The sequence below is a fragment of the Dokdonella soli genome (assembly GCF_039523175.1).
Lineage (GTDB): Bacteria > Pseudomonadota > Gammaproteobacteria > Xanthomonadales > Rhodanobacteraceae > Dokdonella_A > Dokdonella_A soli.
Genome location: NZ_BAAAEU010000006.1, coordinates 251,960 through 268,454, shown reverse-complemented (window position 1 = coordinate 268,454; position 16,495 = coordinate 251,960). Strand labels below are relative to the sequence as shown.

Here is a 16,495-nt window from a genome sequence, read left to right as displayed (position 1 = left end):
ACGAGTGACAAAGCCCTCTCCCCCGAGCTGGCTCGGGGGAGAGGGTTGGGTGAGGGGTCGCGGTCGGCGCGTTTACGCGATGCCTTGAATGGCATCGCGTGCGCGGACTGCGGGTGAGGCATGGATGCCGATCGGAAAGCGCTCCATGGATGGCTGCTTGCGAGACGCCGAGCCCCCGCCCCCTCACCCCAACCCTCTCCCCCAACGATGGAGCTGTTGGGGGAGAGGGGGCGCGAGCGCGTTGTCGCCGTGTCGTGCCTGTCAGCCCCCAGCCCCCAACGCCATCCGCGCGCGCTTGTCGGCCTTGCGTTGCCGGCGGCGTTCGCTGATGCGCGCGAACACGAGGTAGATCGCCGGCGTCGACAGCAGGGTCAGGCTCTGCGAGACGAGCAGGCCGCCGATCATCGCGATGCCGAGCGGGCGGCGCATCTCGGCGCCGGCGCCGAAGCCGATCGCCAGCGGCAGCGCGCCGAAGATCGCGACCATCGAGGTCATCATGATCGGGCGGAAGCGCACCAGGCAGGCCTCGCGGATCGCATCGAACGGCGCGAGGCCGCGTTCGCGCTGCGCCGCCAGCGCGAAGTCGATCATCATGATTGCGTTCTTCTTGACGATGCCGATCAGCAGCACGATCGCGATCATCGAGACGATCGACAGTTCGGTGCCGGTGACCAGCATCGCCAGCAGCGCTCCGACCCCGGCCGAGGGCAGCGTGGACAGGATCGTGATCGGGTGGATCAGGCTTTCGTAGAGAACACCCAGCACGATGTAGATCGCGAGGATCGCGGCGAGGATCAGTGTGCTCTGGCTGCCCTGCGATTGCTGGAAGCGACGGAAGTCGCCGCTGAACGCGCCGCTGATGTCGCCCGGCATGCGCATGCCCGACATCGTGCGCGCGATCACCGCAGTCGCTTCGCCCATCGACACGCCCGGTGCGAGATTGAAGCTGATGCTGGCCACCGGGAACTGGCCTTCGTGCTCGACCTCGGTCGGTGCGACGCCGCGCTGGAGGTGCGCGACCGCGGTGATCGGCACCATCGCGCCGCTGCTCGAGCGCACATAGATGCGCTTCAGCGATTCCGGTGACACGGCCTGTCCGGGCAACGCGTTGACGACGACCTTGTACTGGTTGATGTCGGAATAGATCGTCGAGATCTGGCGCTGGCCGAACGCGTCGTACAGCGCGCTGTCGATCGCGCCCGCACTGACCTTGAGTCGCGCGGCCTCGTCGCGATTGATCACCAGGTTTTCGCGCAGGCCGGCGCTGTCGATGTCGACGTCGACATCCTTCAACTGCGGTTGCTTCCGGAGTTCGGCAACCAGCTTTGGCGTCCATTCGGAGAGTTCGTCGAGGTTGTCGCCCTTGAGCGTGTAGTCGTACTGCGCGCCGCCGCCACCTCCGCCGCCGCCGAGATCCTGCACCGGCCGCAGACGCAGCCGGATGCCGGGCACGCGATCGGCCTCGACGCCGAGCCGGTTCATGACCGCGAACGTCGAATCCGAGCGGCCTTGGCCGAGCGGTTTCAGGTTGATGTAGAGCGTGCCCGAATTGCCGTGGCCGCTGAACCGGCCGCCGCCGATCGTCGAACCGACGCTCTCGACCGCGGGATCCTTGCGGATCAGCTCGGCAACCTGCTCATGGCGTGCTGACATCGCCTCGTAGGAAACATCCGGGCTGCCGCGCGTCGAGCCCTGCAGCTGACCGGTATCCTGCTGCGGGAAGAAGCCGGTCTGCACATACAGCGACAGCACGACGGTGACGCCGACCAGGATCAGCGGCTGCAGCGCCATCAGCCGCGGATGGCGCAGCGCGAAGTCGAGCGCGCGCCGGTAGACGTCGCGCATGCCGGCGTGGAACGCGTCGAGGCGCGCGCCGAAACCGGACGGATGCGCCTCGTCGGCGTGCGCGCCGAGAAAACGTCCGCACAGCGCCGGCGTGACCGTCAGCGAGACGACCGCCGAAATCGCGACCGCGGCCGCGAGCGTGACCGCGAACTCGCGGAAGATCATGCCCATGAAGCCGCCCATGAAGATCAGCGGCGTGAACACCGCGAGCAGCGACAGCGTGATCGAGACCACGGTGAAGCCGATCTCCTTCGCGCCGGCGAGCGTGGCCTCGAGGCGCGACTGGCCCTGATCGAGATGGCGCACGATGTTCTCGATCACCACGATCGCGTCGTCGACGACAAAGCCGATCGCGACGACCAACGCCATCAGCGACAGGTTGTTCAGGGTGAAGCCGAGGACGTACATCGTCGCGAACGCGCCGGCCAGCGACAGCGGCACGGCGATGCCGGCGATCACGGTCGGTGCGCCACGGCGCAGGAACAGCAGCATCGTGACAATCACCATCGCGATGCTGATCAGCAGGCTGATCTGCACCTCGTCGACCGAGGCGCGGATCGTCGGCGTGCGATCCGAGAACGGAATGATCTGCACGTCGGCCGGCACCCAGCTCTGCATCTCCGGGATCAGCGCCTTGATCGAATCGACCGTGCCGATCACGTTTGAGTCGGCGCGCTTGGTGATCACCATCAGGATCGCGCGCTGGCCGTTGAACCAGGCGCCCTGGTAGGCGTCTTCCTGGCCGGCATAGACATGCGCGACATCCTTGAGCCGCACCGGCGTGCCCATGCGCACCGCGATCACCAGATCGGCGAAATCCTCGGCGCTGTGCAGGGCATCGTTCGCGGACACCGCCATCGTGGTCTTGCCATCGGACAGGAAGCCCTGCGGCGAGGTCACGTTGGCGGCGACCAGCGCGTTGCGCAGCTGGTCGGCGGACAGCCCCATCGCGGACAGCGCGCGCAGGTTCACGTCCACGCGTACCGCCGGCGTCGCGCCGCCGGCGATGTCGACCGAGGCCACGCCGGCCTGCTGCGCGATGCGCGGCGAGAGCAGCGAATCGGCCATGTTGTACAGGTCCGAGAGCGGGCGGATCTTCGAGGTCAACGCCAGGATCAGTACCGGTGCGTTGTTCGGGTTCGCCTTGCGGTAGACCGGCGCGGTCTTCAGCCCCGATGGCAGGTCCGGCGCGGCCGCGTTGATCGCGGCCTGCACGTCGCGCGCGGCATCGTCGACATTGACGCCGATGTTGAACATCAGGATCACCGAACTCGACCCCTCCGCACTTCGCGAATTCATCTGGTCGACACCGGCGATCTGGCCGAGGTGGCGCTCCAGCGGCGAGGCGACCGTCGAGGCCATCGTGCGCGCGTCCGCGCCGGGTTCGCTCGCGGACACGAAGATCGCCGGAAACTCGAGGTTTGGCAGCGGCGCCACCCCGAGCAGGAAGTACGCGATCATGCCGCCGACGAACAGCCCCAGCGCGAGCAGCGAGGTGCCTATGGGTCTGCGGATGAAGGGGCCGGAGAGGTTCATGCGTTCGCCTCCTCTCCCCGAGCGGCTTCATTGCAGGAGGGGTGCAGCATCGCTGTCACCCCCTCTCCCCCAACAGTTTCATCGTTGGGGGAGAGGGTTGGGGCGAGGGGGCGGGGGCTCGGCGTCTCGCAAGCAGCCATCCATGGAGTGCTTTCCGATCGGCATCCATGCCTCACCCGCAGTCCGCGCACGCGATGCCATTCAAGGCATCGCGTAAACGCGCCGACCGCGACCCCCTCACCCAACCCTCTCCCCCGAGCAGGCTCGGGGGAGAGGGCTATCCGCGCATGCGCTCGCAGGATCACGCCGGCCGCTCCTGCGCACGTACACGCACACGCTCCTCGCGCCGGGCTTTCACCCACTCCGAAAACCGCTCGAAGTACAGGTAGATCACCGGCGTCGTGTACAGCGTGACCAGCTGCGACAGCAGCAGGCCGCCGACGATCGACACGCCGAGCGGGCGGCGCAGCTCCGCGCCGATGCCGGTGCCGAGTGCGAGCGGCAGCGCGCTGAGCAGCGCGGCGGCGGTAGTCATCATGATCGGGCGGAAGCGCAACAGGCAGGCGCGATGGATCGCGGCGTGCGCGTCCATGCCCTTGCGCTGCGCCTCGATCGCGAAGTCGATCATCATGATCGCGTTCTTCTTGACGATGCCGATCAGCAGGATGATGCCGATGATGCCGTCGATCGACAGGCTCATTCCGCAGACCATCAGCGCGAGCAGCGCGCCGACGCCGGCCGGCGGCAGGGTCGACAGGATCGTGAGCGGATGGATGTAGCTCTCGTACAGCACGCCGAGCACGATGTAGATCACCACCAGCGCGGCGAGGATCAGCAGCACTTCGCTGGTCTGCGAGGCGGAGAACTCGGCGGCCTTGCCGACGAACTGGCCGCGCACCTGCGGCGGCATCTGCGTCGAGGCCTCGACCGCGTGGATCGCGGCGACCGCCTGCGACAGCGAGTAACCCGGCGCGGTGTTGAACGACAGCGTGACCGCGGGCAGCTGGTTCTGGTGGCTGACCACCAGCGGCGCGTTGGTGACTTCGGCCGTCGCGACCGAGGCCAGCGGGATCGAGCCGCCGGCGCCGATCAGGATGCCGGTGTTGCCCTGTGAACCGATGCCGCTCGGCGTTGCCGCGTTGCTCGAGGTCGGCGTGCCGAAGCTGGTGGCGTTGCTGCCGGTCAGCGCTCCGTTGCCGGCGCCGCGCACGGTCAGCTTGTTGAGCAGGTCGATGCGGGTGCGGAATTCGGGCGCGACCTCGAGCACGACGCGGAACTGATTCAGCTCGGTGAAGATCGTCGAGATCTGGCGCTGGCCGAATGCGTCGTAGAGCGTGTCGTCGATCGCCTGCACCGGCACGCCGAGGCGGCTCGCCTGGTCGCGATCGATGGTCAGCTTGTACTGCAGGCCGGTCGCGGCGAGGTTGTTGTCGACGTCTGCGAGTTCCGGCCGTTCGCGCAGCTTCTGCGTCATCTTCGCCGCGACGTCGCCGAGCGCCTTGGTGTCCACGCTCTCCAGTGAGTACTGGTATTCGGTCGCGGCGATGCGCGTGTCGAGCGTGACGTCCTGCACCGGCTTCAGGTACAGCGCGATGCCGGGAATCGCCGCGACCGCGTGATACAGGCGCGGCAGGATCACGCCGAGGCCATCGCGCTCGCCGCGCGGTTTCAGCACGAGGCTGAGCTGGCCCTGACTCAAGGTCGGGTTGATCGAGCCGGCACCGATGAAGGCGGCGACGCCGGCGACCGCGGGATCCTTGCGCAGCGCCGCCGCGGCGGCTTCGGTGCGTTGCTGCATCGCCGGAAACGCGATGTTCTGGTCGGCCTCTACCACCGCGGTGATCAGCCCCGTGTCCTGTTCCGGCAGCAGGCCCTTCGGAATCACGATGTAGAGCAGCACGGTCAATGCGATCGCCGCGGTCGCGATCAGCATGATCAGCGGCTGGTGCGCGAACACCCAGTCGAGGCTCTTCTCGTAGCCGCCCAACATGCGCGCATAGAAGCCGCGCGCCTTCGGCGCTTCCCCCTTCCGCCCTCCGGGCACCTTCCCCCGCTGCGCGGGGGCAGGAAGATCGCCATGATCTTCTATTGGCCCGCGGTGCGCGGTGTGATCGTGATCGTCATCGCCTTCGACCGTGACGTCGCCGGGCTTGAGCAGGTACGCGCACATCATCGGCGTCAGGGTCAGCGACACCAGCAGCGAGATCGCGACCGCGATCGAGAGCACCCAGGCGAACTCGTGGAACAGGCGTCCGACCACGCCCGGCATCAGCAGCAGCGGCAGGAACACCGCGATCAGCGAGACGGTCAGCGACAGCACCGTGAAGCCGATCTCCTTCGCACCGATCTCGGCGGCCTCGCGGCCATCGCGACCGCCTTCCAGATAGCGCACGATGTTCTCGATCATCACGATCGCGTCGTCGACGACGAAGCCGGTCGCGACCGCGAGCGCCATCAGCGACAGGTTGTCGAGCGAGAAGCCGGCGAACGCCATCACGCCGAACGTGCCGAGCAGCGACAGCGGCACCGCGATGCTCGGGATCAAGGTCGCCCAGAGCCGGCGCAGGAACACGAAGATCACCGCGACCACGAGCAGGATCGACAGGATCAGCGTGAACTGCACGTCGGCGACCGAGGCGCGGATCGTCACCGTGCGGTCGGAAAACACCTCGAGCTTGACCCCGGCCGGCAGCACTGCGCGCAGCTCCGGCAGGATCGTCTTCAGCTTGTCGACGGTCGCGACGATGTTCGCCTCGGGCTGGCGGCGCACATCGAGCAGCACCGCCGGCTTGCCGTTCGCCCACGCGGCGAGCTGGTCGTTCTCGACGCCGTCGATCACCGTCGCGATGTCGGCGAGGCGCACCGGCGCGTTGTTCGTGTAGCTGATGATCGTCGAGCGGTAGTCGTCGGCGTTGCCGAGCTGGTCGTTGGCGCCGATGCTGAAGGACTGCTGCGCGCCGTTGATCTGGCCCTTCGGCGCGTTCACGTTGGCGCCGGTCAGCGCACTGCGCACGTCCTCCATCGTGAGCCCGAGGTTGGCCAGCGCGGCCGGGTTCACCTGCACGCGCACGGCCGGGCGCACGTTGCCGGCGATCGAGACCTGGCCGACGCCGGAAATCTGCGAGAGCTTCTGCGCGAGGATCGAATCGGCGTAATTGGTCACCTCGCGCAGCGGCAGGGTGTCCGAGGTCAGCATCAGGGTCAGCACCGGCGCGTCGGCCGGATTGACCTTGTTGTAGACCGGCGGGTACGGCAGGCTGCCGGGCAGCGTGCCGCGCGCGGCGTTGATCGCGGACTGCACGTCCTGCGCGGCCGCGTCGATGTCGCGGCCGATCGCGAAGGTCAGGTTGATCGTCGACAGGCCGGCCGACGAATCCGAGGTCATCATCGTCAGGCCGGAGATCTGGCCGAACTGGCGTTCCAGCGGCGTGGTCACCAGCACCGCCATCGTCGAGGCGCTCGCACCTGGATACTGCGTGGTTACCTGCAGGCTCGGCGCTTCGATGTCGGGCAAGGCCGATACCGGCAACATGCGGTAGCCGAGGATGCCGAGCAGCAGCACCGCGGCCATCAGCAGCGAGGTCGCGATCGGGCGGCGGATGAAGATCGAGGAGAAGCCCATGGGAGCGAGGATTAGGGATTCGGGATTGGGGAAAGCGGCTACCGTGCTCCCTCTCCCCCGACGGCCTCATCGTTGGGGGAGAGGGTGGGGTGAGGGGGCGGGGCTGCATGCGAAGCAAGGGATCGCAGTGTGTGAAAGCCCTTGCTCTTCGCGAAAGATGTGGCGCTACGCCGGCGCGTGGCCTCGCCCCCTCTCCCAACCCTCTCCCCCCAAGCAAGCTTGGAGGAGAGGGCTCGAAACACCGCCGACGCAATCGGGCGCCGCGGACTACAGGTCGGGAATCCGAGACGCACCGTGTCACCCGCCGCGGCGAGCGCCGCCCTTGCCGGGCGTCGCCGCCTTCTTCAGTTCCTCTGCGGTCAGCGCCGGTGCGTTCTCGCCCGGCGCGAGCGGCAGCACCTTGGCGCCGGGCTTGAGACGGAACTGGCCTTCGGTGACGACCTTGTCGCCGGCTTTCAGGCCCGATGCGACCAGCATGCCGCCGTCGCCGGCGTCGCCGCCGGTCTCGATGGTCTGCATCGCGACCGTGCTGTCGCCCTGCAGCAGATAGACGTAGCTCGAATCCGGGCCGCGTTGCACCGCCTGCACCGGAATCACCAGGCCGCCATGCACGGTCTTCGTCTGCAGCTTCACGTTGACGAACTGGCCGGGCCAGAGTTCGGATTTCTCATTCGAAAATTCGCTCTTCAGCTTGAACGTGCCGGTCTGCGTGTCGATCGTGTTGTCGATGACCTTGAGCACGCCCTGCGCGATCGCGTGGCTGTCGGCGCGGTTCAGCGCGGTCACCGGCAACGGGTCGGAATTCGCGGTGCGCACGTCGCCGAGGTTCTGCTGCGGCAGCGTGAAGATCACGTTGATCGGATGCACCTGGGTCAGCACGACGATGCCGGTGCCGCCGTTCGCCTGCACGAGGTTGCCGACGTCGATCTGGCGGATGCCGGCGACGCCGGTGATTGGCGCCACGATCCGGGTGTATCCCAGTTGGGTGCGCGCGTTCGACGCGGCGGCCTCGTCGGCGGCGACCAGCGCTTCCTGCTGGCGCACGGTCTGGCGCTGGTTTTCCAGATCCTGCCCGGAAACGAAGTTCCTCTTCATCAACTCCTCGAAGCGCGCGAGCGTGCTTCTGGAGGCGACGAGCTGGGCCGCATCCTGCTTCTTCTTGGCTTCGGCCTGCTCGAGCGCAGCCTGGAACGTGCGCGGATCGATCTCCGCGATCAGGTCGCCCTGCCGGATCTCCTGCCCCTCGGCGAAGTGGATCGCCTTGAGCTGGCCGCTGACCTGCGCGTTCACGGTGACCGTGTTCAGCGCCTGCACGGTGCCGAGCGCGGTCAGGTAAACCGGTACATCCTGGGTGGCGGCGGGCACTACGGTGACCGGAATCGGCGTATCGGTTCCCGCACCGCCGGGTTTGCCACCGCCGGCTTGTGGTGCCTGTTGCAGCAGGCGCCAGCCCAGGATTGCGAGGATCACCACAGCGACAACCGCGAGCGCGAGTTTCCAGCGCGACATGAGAACTTCCTTCGATCGAGACGACAGCCGCATCCGCGGCAGCCTGCGAAGGCTAGCAGCAGCGCATATACGGCGGAGTTTCCGGCGCGTAAACGCATCTTTACATGCATTGCATGCCGCTCGCGGGCAGGATTGGACGGGCGCGGCGCGCGGCAGGTTCCGCATGCCGGTCGCCCTTGCGTCGGCGCCGGCGACCGCCATCTGAAAGAACATTCCCGGACCGCCTGTCCGATACGTGCCGGAAACGCGCACCGCGCGATCCGCCGCCCGCCAGAAGGAGCCCACCATGACTGCCGTTTGCGACATCCCCGGTGCCAGCCTCGCCATCGAGCGTTCGCATTTTCCCGATCCCGCGTTCGATCCGGCGGCCGCCGCGACCGTGCATGAACAGACCGCGGTGCTGGCGGGCGGATGTTTCTGGTGCACCGAGGCCGTGTTCCGCGAACTCGATGGCGTGCTCGGCGTGACCTCCGGCTACAGCGGTGACAGCGCCGACAACGCGACCTACGAGCAGGTCTGCAGCGGCGGCACCGACCACGCCGAGGCGATCGCGATCCGCTTCGATCCGCACAGGATCAGCTATGGCCAACTGCTCAAGGTCTTCTTCGCGGTCGCGCACGATCCGACCCAGGTCGACCGCCAGGGCGCCGACCGAGGCCGCCAGTACCGCTCGGCGATCTTCCATGCGGACGCTGCGCAGCGCGAGATCGCCGCGGCCTATATCCACCAGCTCGACGCGGCGAAGGTGTTCGACGCGCCGATCGCGACCGGGGTCGTGCCGCTCGAGGCCTTCCACGACGCCGAGCGCTACCACCAGAACTACGCGGCATTGCACCCCGAGCAGCCGTACATCGCCGCGGTCGCGGCGCCGAAGGTCGCGAAGTTGCGCAAGCAGTTCGGCGAGATCCTCAAGCAGAAGGCCTGATCGTCGCCCGTAGGAGCGGCTTTAGCCGCGATGCCCTGATCTTCGCGGACCTCGCAGGCCGGGGAGAGCGCAGTGAACCCCGGCGACCAACGCTCAAAAGGAAATACGCCGATGAACAACCCGTCCACAACGGATCGTGCGTCGCACCTCTCCACATCCGGCTACGACCTCACCCCGCTGACGACCGAGGAACGCGATCGCCTGGCTGCGCGCCTCACGCCGGAAGAGCGTCGCGTGATGATCGATCACGGTACCGAACGCCCATTCTGTGGCGGTCTGCTCGACGAGCATGGCGAGGGCGTGTTCGCATGTCGCCTGTGCGGGCTGCCGCTGTTTCGTTCCGGCGCCAAGTTCGATTCCGGCACCGGCTGGCCGAGCTTCTTCACCCCGTTCGATCCGGCCCATGTGCGCGAGATCCGTGACACCAGCCACGGCATGCTGCGCACCGAGATCCGCTGCGCGCGCTGCGATAGCCATCTCGGCCACGTGTTCCCGGACGGGCCGCCGCCGACCGGCAACCGCTACTGCATGAACGGGGCGGCGCTGGAATTTGCCGGAACCGGCGGCTCGTAAAGCGCTGAGGAATACAGCGCATGCGCTCCGCGCACGCCGACCCGAGCTCGAGCGCAACCGCTGGCACATCACGCACACCGCCGACGCGCTCGGCGTCAGCCGCAATACGTTTGTGCCGTAAGATCCGCAAGCCTCAGATCCCACTCGCCGAGTAGCCATGCCCTGCAAGCAGCGGAACACCTCCCGTGGAACGACCGCGGGAGCGGGCCGGTCCGTGCTCGTCGCCTTGGCGCTGGGCGCGTGCGCGTCGCTCGGCGCGACCGACGCGTCCGAGCGCGGCACCGACCTGCCGGCCGTGGTCGTCACCGCGACGCGCACCGAACAGCCGGCATTTGACGTGGCCGCGTCGATCGACGCGGTGCGCATCGACGACAACCCCGACACGCTCGGCGTGAATCCCTCCGAATATCTCTCCGCGATCCCGGGCCTGCTCGCGCGCGACCGCCAGAACTATGCGCAGGACGAGCAGATCTCGATCCGTGGCTTCGGCGCGCGATCGACGTTCGGCGTGCGCGGCGTGCGCCTGTACATCGACGGCATCCCGGCGACGATGCCGGACGGGCAGGGTCAGGTCTCGCACTTCAATCTCGACTCGGCCGAGCGCATCGAGGTGCTGCGCGGCCCGTTCTCGGCGCTGTACGGCAATTCCTCCGGCGGCGTGATCCAGCTCTTTACCGCCGACGGCAGCGATCCGTCACAGGTCGATCTCGGCCTGATCGGTGCGAGCCACGGCACGGTTCGCGCCAGCGCGAACGCACGCGGCACCGCGGGCGGGTTCGGTTACAACCTTGACGTGACCCATTTCGAGACCGATGGCTACCGCGACCACAGCGCCGCGAAACGCGATTCCGGCAATGCAAGGCTGAGCTGGAAGATCGGCGGCGGCGGCAAGCTGACCCTGCTCGCGAACACGCTGGCGCTGCCCGGCGCGCAGGATCCGCTCGGCCTGACCCATGCGCAGTTCATTGCCGATCCGACCCAGGCGCCTGTCGCCGCGCAGTTCAACACGCGCAAGAGCGTGCACCAGAGCCAGGGCGGCGCGATCTACGAGCAGGATCTCGGCGCCGGCAACAGCCTGCGCATGCTCGGCTACGTCGGCCATCGCGATGTCACGCAGTACCTTGCAGTGCCGGTGACCGCGCAGGCCAATCCGCTGCACTCGGGCGGCGTCGTCGATCTCGGCAGCGACTATGGCGGCGCGGACGCGCGCTGGATCTGGCACGGGGACCTCGCCGGGCGGCCGTTCGAGATCGCGGCCGGACTCGCCTGGGATCGCCAACAGCAATTGCGGCGCGGCTACGAGAACTTCGTCGGCAGCACGCTCGGCGTGCGTGGCGCGTTGCGTCGCAACGAAGACGATACGGTCCGCGACTTCGACCAGTATGCGCAGGCGACCTGGCAGTTCGCCGACGCGTGGTCGCTGACCGCGGGCCTGCGCCACAGCCAGGTGAAGTTCGATTCGGTCGACCACTACGTGACCGCGAAGAACCCCAACGACAGCGGCCGCGTCGATTACGGCGCGACCACACCGGTTGCCGGCCTGCTCTGGCGTGCGGCGGACTGGGCGAACCTGTACGCATCCTGGGGCCGGGGCTTCGAGACGTCGACCTTCAACGAGCTCGCCTACCGTGCCAATGGCGGCGCCGGGCTCGCGTTCGATCTGGCGCCCGCGCGCAGCCGCAATGCCGAGCTCGGCATCAAGCTGCGTCCGGCGAGCGCCGTCGAGGCGACGCTCGCGGTGTTCCGCGCCGACACGCGCAACGAGCTGGCGGTCGCAACCAGTGCCGGCGGCCGCACCACCTATCAGAACATCGGCAAGGCGCGCCGCGACGGCGCCGAGGCGGCCTTGTCATGGCGCTTCAGCGACGACTGGAAGCTGCAGTTCGCCTGGACCTGGCTCGACGCGACGTTCCGCTCGCCGTTCCTGGCCTGCGGCGCGAGTCCGACCTGCACGAAGCCGAATACACCGGTCGCGGCCGGCACGCGTATTCCGGGCATTCCGAAAACCGACCTGCACGCTGCGCTGCACTGGGGTGGCGACCTCGGCTGGCGTGCCGCGCTGCAGGGCGACTACGTGAGCGCCGTGCCAATCAACGACCTCGGCAGCGACGCGGCGCCCTCGTATTTCGTCACCGGCGTCGATGTCGGCTACGGGTTCGCGCTGGCGTCCGGACGGCTGCGCGCGTTCGCGCGGCTCGACAACCTGTTCGATCGCCAGTACGCCGGCTCGGTGATCGTCAACGACGCCAACGGCCGCTACTTCGAGCCGGCGCCCGGTCGCACCGTGATGCTCGGCGTGCAGTGGCAATGGCTGCGTTGACGCGCAGGGAATTGCGCACGATAGGAACTGGGTAGGAGCGGCTTCAGCCGCGATGCTCTTGCGCCTTTCGATCACGCCAAACAAAAAAGCATCGCGGCTGAAGCCGCTCCTACGAAGCTGAGAGGCGCGCTATACGCGGCCGCGCGACGCGAGCAGGTCCTCGCCCATCTTGAGCAGGCCGCCGAGACCGCCGGCCTGGCCGAGTACCGATCCGAGCAGGCCGCCGTTGCTGCTCTGGCCGAGATTCTGCAGCTCCTGGCCGAGCATGCCGCCGAGACCGCCGGGGCTCATGCCCTGCTTCTGGCTCATGTTGCCGAGCACGCTCATCACGACCGGCGCGAGCATGGCCAGCAGCTGGCCGGCGTTCTGGGCGCCGAGGCCGCTGGCCTGGCCGAGGCCCTGCGCGGCCTGACCCTGCTGGCCGCCGAACACATGGCCGAGGATCGCGCCGCCGGCGCCGCCACCGCCGAGCACGCTGCCGAGCACCGAACCGATGTCGGTTCCGGCGTGATCGGCGGCCGCGCTGTGCAGCGCGTCAGCACCGGCGTCGGTCGATGCGCTGTGCGCAAGACCGCCGACGACCAGCGGTACCGCCTGCTGGATCGCGGCCTCGGCCTGCGCCGGGTCGACGCCGAGCCGCGCGGCGATCGCGTTGATGCTGGACGGGTCGAGATGGCTGAGTACCTGGCTGGTCAAATCGCTCATGGAAATCTCCGGGAAGAAAAGGTTCGGGCGACAGCCCGCGCACCTTGGCATGGAAGCATGACCGCGTCATGCGCGTCGTAAAAGATCGTGAACCTCGCGCGTCATGGATAGGCGGCGCGGCGCGGCGGGCGCACCATAGCCATCGATGGCCTGCCGATGCCGTTCAAGTCGATGAGTGAATCACGCCGACATTTCGAGCGTCTGCGCGAGAACTACGCCGGTTCGCTCGCGCACAAACGCCGTTCGTTGGCGCGGGCGTGGAGCGCGTTCGCCGTCAATCCACACGAGGGCGCGGTGCGGCGCGATCTGTTCACGCAGATCCATCGCCTGTGCGGCTCTGCACCCGCCTACGGTTACGAACGCCTGGGTGACCAAGCGCGCGTGGCCGATGAGCTGATGCGCGAATGGGAGGCACTGCCGCCGCCGCAGCGTGCCGCGCCGGCCGACCTGGCTGCACGTCTCGCGGCGCCGGTCCGCGCCGTGCTCGACGAGCTCGACCGGACCGGCGCACCGGGCGCGGATACCGACGCCACGTCGTTGTGCATCGTGCTGGTCGAGGACGACCCGAGCCAGGCCGTGCTGATCGGCGCCGAGCTCGAGGCACGCGGATGCTTGGTACGCCTGGCGAGCAGTGCCGAGACGCTGTGGCAGATCCTGCAACAGTGGCCCTGTCACGCGATCGTGCTCGACTACTGGTTGCGTGGCGAGACCGCGGCCGAGATCGCCGCGATGCTGCGCCGCGAACCCGGTTGTGCCCGCACCGCGCTGGTCTGCTTCAGCGTCGAGCACGAGCCGCAGGTACTGCGCGCCGCGCTCGAAGCAGGCTGCGATGCCGCGCTCGGCAAGGCCGAGGGGGCGGGACGTCTGCTCGAGGTGGTGCGTGCCTGCGTCGCGCGGCCGGATCGTTCGGGTCTCGAGTTCCATCCGCCGCCGTGACGCCGCCGGCTGGTCCGCGCCGCGCCGTGTCGTGACGCCGGGCCGGATTTCGCCGATCATGCGCGCCCCCGCAAGTTTTCGGTCTCGCTCATGCAGAAGCTTCCTCCGATTTCACTGGTCGGCGTGCCGACCGACATCGGCGCTGGCCATCGCGGTGCGTCCATGGGGCCGGAGGCGCTGCGCGTCGCCGGCATCGGCGAAGCGCTCGCCGCGCGCGGCCTCGACGTGGTCGATCGCGGCAACCTCAACGGTCCGTTCAATCCGTGGCAGCCGCCGGTCGACGGCTACCGCCATCTGCCGGCGGTGGTCGCGTGGAACCGCACGGTCATGCAGGCGGTCGGCACCGAGCTTGCGCACGGACGCGTGCCGATCCTGCTGGGCGGCGACCATTGCCTCGCGATCGGCTCGATCACCGCGGTCGCGCGCCACTGCCGCGAGCAGGGCAAACGCCTGACCGTGCTCTGGCTCGACGCGCACGCGGACTTCAACACCAGCACGGTCACGCCATCGGGCAACATCCACGGCATGCCGGTCGCCTGCCTGTGTGGCTTCGGCCCGCACGAGTTGACCGAACTCGGTGGCAGCGCGCCGACGCTCACGCCGGACCGCATCCGCCAGATCGGCATCCGTTCGGTCGATGCCGGCGAGAAAAAACTCGTGCACGACGTCGGCCTCGACATCTACGACATGCGCTACATCGACGAAGTCGGCATGCGCCGCGTGATGGAGGAAGCGCTGCTGAACCTCGGCGCGGACGACCACCTGCACGTCAGCTTCGACATCGACTTCCTGGATCCTGCGATCGCGCCCGGCGTCGGCACCACGATCCCGGGCGGCCCGACCTACCGTGAGGCGCAGCTGTGCATGGAGATGATCGCCGACAGCGGCCGGCTCGGCTCGCTCGACATCATGGAGCTCAATCCCGCGCTCGACGTGCGCAACCAGACCGCGCTGCTGACGGTCGATCTGGTCGAGAGCCTGTTCGGCAAGTCGACCTTGATGCGCGACTGACGCGACAACAGCGCCGCGTCAGTCGAAGCCGTTCGCGAAGATCAGATCCGTGGTCGCGCTGAGGCATGACGGCGTGTTCGAAGCGATCAGTGCCGACAGCGTCGTAATCTGCGTCGAATGGAACTGCAGTGCGTTCTGTCCACAGTTTGCGCCGTTCGAGCCGCCGACATTGCAGTAGCTCATCAAGGTGCCGGCACCGCCGGCCGGACAGCTCACTGCGCCGCCGTAGCAGCCGCTGCTGCTTTCGCCCTTGTAACACTGGTCGATCGTGTTCGTCGCGACCGAATACGCGCCGGTCGTGACATCGGTGCAGTGCGTATGCGCAGCACCGAAATTGTGGCCGAGCTCATGGCCGACCAGGCGCGCCGAAAGGTCGACGCCGACGCTGGAACTGGTGAACACCTTGTTGACGCTGTAGCTGCCCCCGTTGCTCGACGTGATGCAATACGCGTTGATCCAGGCGATGCCCGATGCGGAAAAACCGCCGGTCAACTGACCCGACAGCAGCACGGTGAAATCGCGTTGCACGGAGGCTTCGTTATCCTGCCAGTAGGTGCCGAAATTGCCCAGGTCGGTCGAGTTGGCCGACATATTGGTGCTGATGGAATACGGCGTGCCGCTGACCCGGAAGATCGTCGTCCCTTGCTCCAGCGTGACGTTGAGGTCGCGTTGATACATCACGTTCATCGTCGCGAACAGGTCCGCGATCCAGCTGGTTGCGGCGCTGACATTCGCGTTGCCAGTCCCGCCGAACCGGTTGACCAGCAGCTCACGATCGACATCGACTGCCACGATCGCAGCGCGTGGGTTCGCGGTCGCGGTCTTGCCGACGAGGGAGAGCGTGAGCGCATCAGGCATCGGCTGACTGCTCGGAAGCCCGTCCTCGTTGGGAATTATTTCCGGAACGACGCCGGGTGGCAGCGCCTCCTTGGCCGGTATCACGCTGAACAGCATGCCCTTGGCGCCGTTGCTTGCAGTGATTGCGAACGCGCCCCCTGGCGACGAACCTGCGCCGCGCAACTGCGCGAATCCGGGATCGAACGCGAGACTGGCGCGCACATCGCCGGCTGCGTTCGTACCGATCAGTTCGATGCGTCGACTGCGCGGCAACTCGTGTTCGCCGTCGGCAGCCATCGCGATGATGCGCGCACCGGTTGCGTAGACGTCGATACGCTTGAAACGCAGGCTCGTGCTGCCGCCGAAACCATCTGGAAAGTTGTCGATGACCATGTCCGCGCCAACCGGCAGCGCAGCGAGCCGATCGATCTGCGCGCGCTCCAATGCCAGCGTCGCCGCCCCGGCTTGTGTCGCGACCCCGAACAGCGCTGCTGCAAGAATTGAACGCATGGTCGATCCCATCGATAGCAGAGGGATCGACAATTGCAGAACGCCCGCTCAGGTTCCGTGGACGGGGCAGCAAAAAAACGATCCGCGGCCGGCTCGCTCGCTCAGCGGCATGAAACTCGACCCCGCGCTCGAATATGGCGCGTGATTTCGCGCGCCCCGCCGGCTT

At 67.6% G+C, this 16,495-nt stretch carries 11 protein-coding genes and 1 pseudogene; 7 read left to right on the top strand and 5 right to left on the bottom strand.

What is annotated here, in order from left to right; all coding sequences use genetic code 11:
* Positions 1 to 261: 261 nt before the first annotated feature.
* The 3 genes from ABD002_RS06850 to ABD002_RS06840 form a co-directional block, all read right to left on the bottom strand.
* A complete protein-coding gene (locus ABD002_RS06850; RefSeq protein WP_343788532.1) occupies positions 262 to 3,381 on the bottom strand; it encodes an efflux RND transporter permease subunit in 3,120 nt (1,039 codons plus the stop codon).
* A 301-nt stretch (positions 3,382 to 3,682) separates the two neighbouring features.
* On the bottom strand, positions 3,683 to 7,003 hold the full coding sequence (locus tag ABD002_RS06845; protein WP_343788529.1) for an efflux RND transporter permease subunit: 3,321 nt from the start codon (positions 7,001 to 7,003) through the stop codon (positions 3,683 to 3,685).
* A gap of 297 nt (positions 7,004 to 7,300) precedes the next feature.
* The gene (locus ABD002_RS06840) at positions 7,301 to 8,512 is read right to left on the bottom strand and encodes an efflux RND transporter periplasmic adaptor subunit (protein WP_343788526.1); all 1,212 of its coding nucleotides are present in this window, start codon (positions 8,510 to 8,512) and stop codon (positions 7,301 to 7,303) included.
* 286 nt (positions 8,513 to 8,798) lie between these two features.
* On the opposite strand from ABD002_RS06840, the gene msrA reads away from it, so the two are divergent.
* The 4 genes and pseudogenes from msrA to ABD002_RS06825 all read left to right on the top strand — a co-directional run bounded on the left by msrA (position 8,799) and on the right by ABD002_RS06825 (position 12,330).
* On the top strand, positions 8,799 to 9,437 hold the full coding sequence (msrA, locus tag ABD002_RS06835; protein ID WP_343788523.1) for a peptide-methionine (S)-S-oxide reductase MsrA: 639 nt from the start codon (positions 8,799 to 8,801) through the stop codon (positions 9,435 to 9,437).
* 111 nt (positions 9,438 to 9,548) lie between these two features.
* A complete protein-coding gene (gene msrB / locus ABD002_RS06830; RefSeq protein ID WP_379988709.1) occupies positions 9,549 to 10,010 on the top strand; it encodes a peptide-methionine (R)-S-oxide reductase MsrB in 462 nt (153 codons plus the stop codon).
* A gap of 43 nt (positions 10,011 to 10,053) precedes the next feature.
* Positions 10,054 to 10,165: pseudogene (locus tag ABD002_RS19660) on the top strand (helix-turn-helix domain-containing protein); the annotation flags it as partial.
* A 2-nt stretch (positions 10,166 to 10,167) separates the two neighbouring features.
* The gene (locus ABD002_RS06825; protein WP_379988711.1) at positions 10,168 to 12,330 is read left to right on the top strand and encodes a TonB-dependent receptor family protein; all 2,163 of its coding nucleotides are present in this window, start codon (positions 10,168 to 10,170) and stop codon (positions 12,328 to 12,330) included.
* A 129-nt stretch (positions 12,331 to 12,459) separates the two neighbouring features.
* Here ABD002_RS06825 and ABD002_RS06820 read toward each other — a convergent pair whose 3' ends face one another.
* Positions 12,460 to 13,035 (bottom strand): DUF937 domain-containing protein, encoded by a 576-nt coding sequence (locus ABD002_RS06820; protein ID WP_343788518.1) that lies wholly within the window; start codon positions 13,033 to 13,035, stop codon positions 12,460 to 12,462.
* A gap of 171 nt (positions 13,036 to 13,206) precedes the next feature.
* Here ABD002_RS06820 and ABD002_RS06815 point away from each other — a divergent pair, with 171 nt between their 5' ends.
* Positions 13,207 to 13,971, top strand: a complete 765-nt coding sequence (locus ABD002_RS06815; protein WP_343788515.1) for a response regulator — start codon at positions 13,207 to 13,209, stop codon at positions 13,969 to 13,971.
* A 90-nt stretch (positions 13,972 to 14,061) separates the two neighbouring features.
* The gene (rocF, locus tag ABD002_RS06810; protein ID WP_343788512.1) at positions 14,062 to 14,982 is read left to right on the top strand and encodes an arginase; all 921 of its coding nucleotides are present in this window, start codon (positions 14,062 to 14,064) and stop codon (positions 14,980 to 14,982) included.
* Positions 14,983 to 15,000: 18 nt separating this feature from the next.
* On the opposite strand, the gene ABD002_RS06805 is transcribed toward rocF, so the two are convergent.
* Positions 15,001 to 16,329, bottom strand: a complete 1,329-nt coding sequence (locus tag ABD002_RS06805) for a M12 family metallo-peptidase (protein WP_343788509.1) — start codon at positions 16,327 to 16,329, stop codon at positions 15,001 to 15,003.
* On the opposite strand from ABD002_RS06805, the gene ABD002_RS06800 reads away from it, so the two are divergent.
* Positions 16,328 to 16,474: a hypothetical protein gene (locus tag ABD002_RS06800; RefSeq protein WP_343788506.1), complete on the top strand. Its 147-nt coding sequence runs from the start codon at positions 16,328 to 16,330 to the stop codon at positions 16,472 to 16,474. The genes ABD002_RS06805 and ABD002_RS06800 overlap by 2 nt on opposite strands.
* The last annotated feature ends 21 nt before the right edge of the window (positions 16,475 to 16,495 follow it).

Excerpts from the sequence above, each read along its gene's own strand:
- ABD002_RS06840 (WP_343788526.1), bottom strand. The coding sequence starts at position 8,512 with ATGTCGCGCTGGAAACTCGCGCTCGCGGTTGTCGCTGTGGTGATCCTC.
- ABD002_RS06820 (WP_343788518.1), bottom strand. The coding sequence starts at position 13,035 with ATGAGCGATTTGACCAGCCAGGTACTCAGCCATCTCGACCCGTCCAGC.
- msrB (WP_379988709.1), top strand. The coding sequence starts at position 9,549 with ATGAACAACCCGTCCACAACGGATCGTGCGTCGCACCTCTCCACATCC.
- ABD002_RS06850 (WP_343788532.1), bottom strand. The coding sequence starts at position 3,381 with ATGAACCTCTCCGGCCCCTTCATCCGCAGACCCATAGGCACCTCGCTG.
- msrA (WP_343788523.1), top strand. The coding sequence starts at position 8,799 with ATGACTGCCGTTTGCGACATCCCCGGTGCCAGCCTCGCCATCGAGCGT.
- ABD002_RS06825 (WP_379988711.1), top strand. The coding sequence starts at position 10,168 with ATGCCCTGCAAGCAGCGGAACACCTCCCGTGGAACGACCGCGGGAGCG.
- ABD002_RS06845 (WP_343788529.1), bottom strand. The coding sequence starts at position 7,003 with ATGGGCTTCTCCTCGATCTTCATCCGCCGCCCGATCGCGACCTCGCTG.
- ABD002_RS06800 (WP_343788506.1), top strand. The coding sequence starts at position 16,328 with ATGGTCGATCCCATCGATAGCAGAGGGATCGACAATTGCAGAACGCCC.
- rocF (WP_343788512.1), top strand. The coding sequence starts at position 14,062 with ATGCAGAAGCTTCCTCCGATTTCACTGGTCGGCGTGCCGACCGACATC.
- ABD002_RS06805 (WP_343788509.1), bottom strand. The coding sequence starts at position 16,329 with ATGCGTTCAATTCTTGCAGCAGCGCTGTTCGGGGTCGCGACACAAGCC.
- ABD002_RS06815 (WP_343788515.1), top strand. The coding sequence starts at position 13,207 with ATGAGTGAATCACGCCGACATTTCGAGCGTCTGCGCGAGAACTACGCC.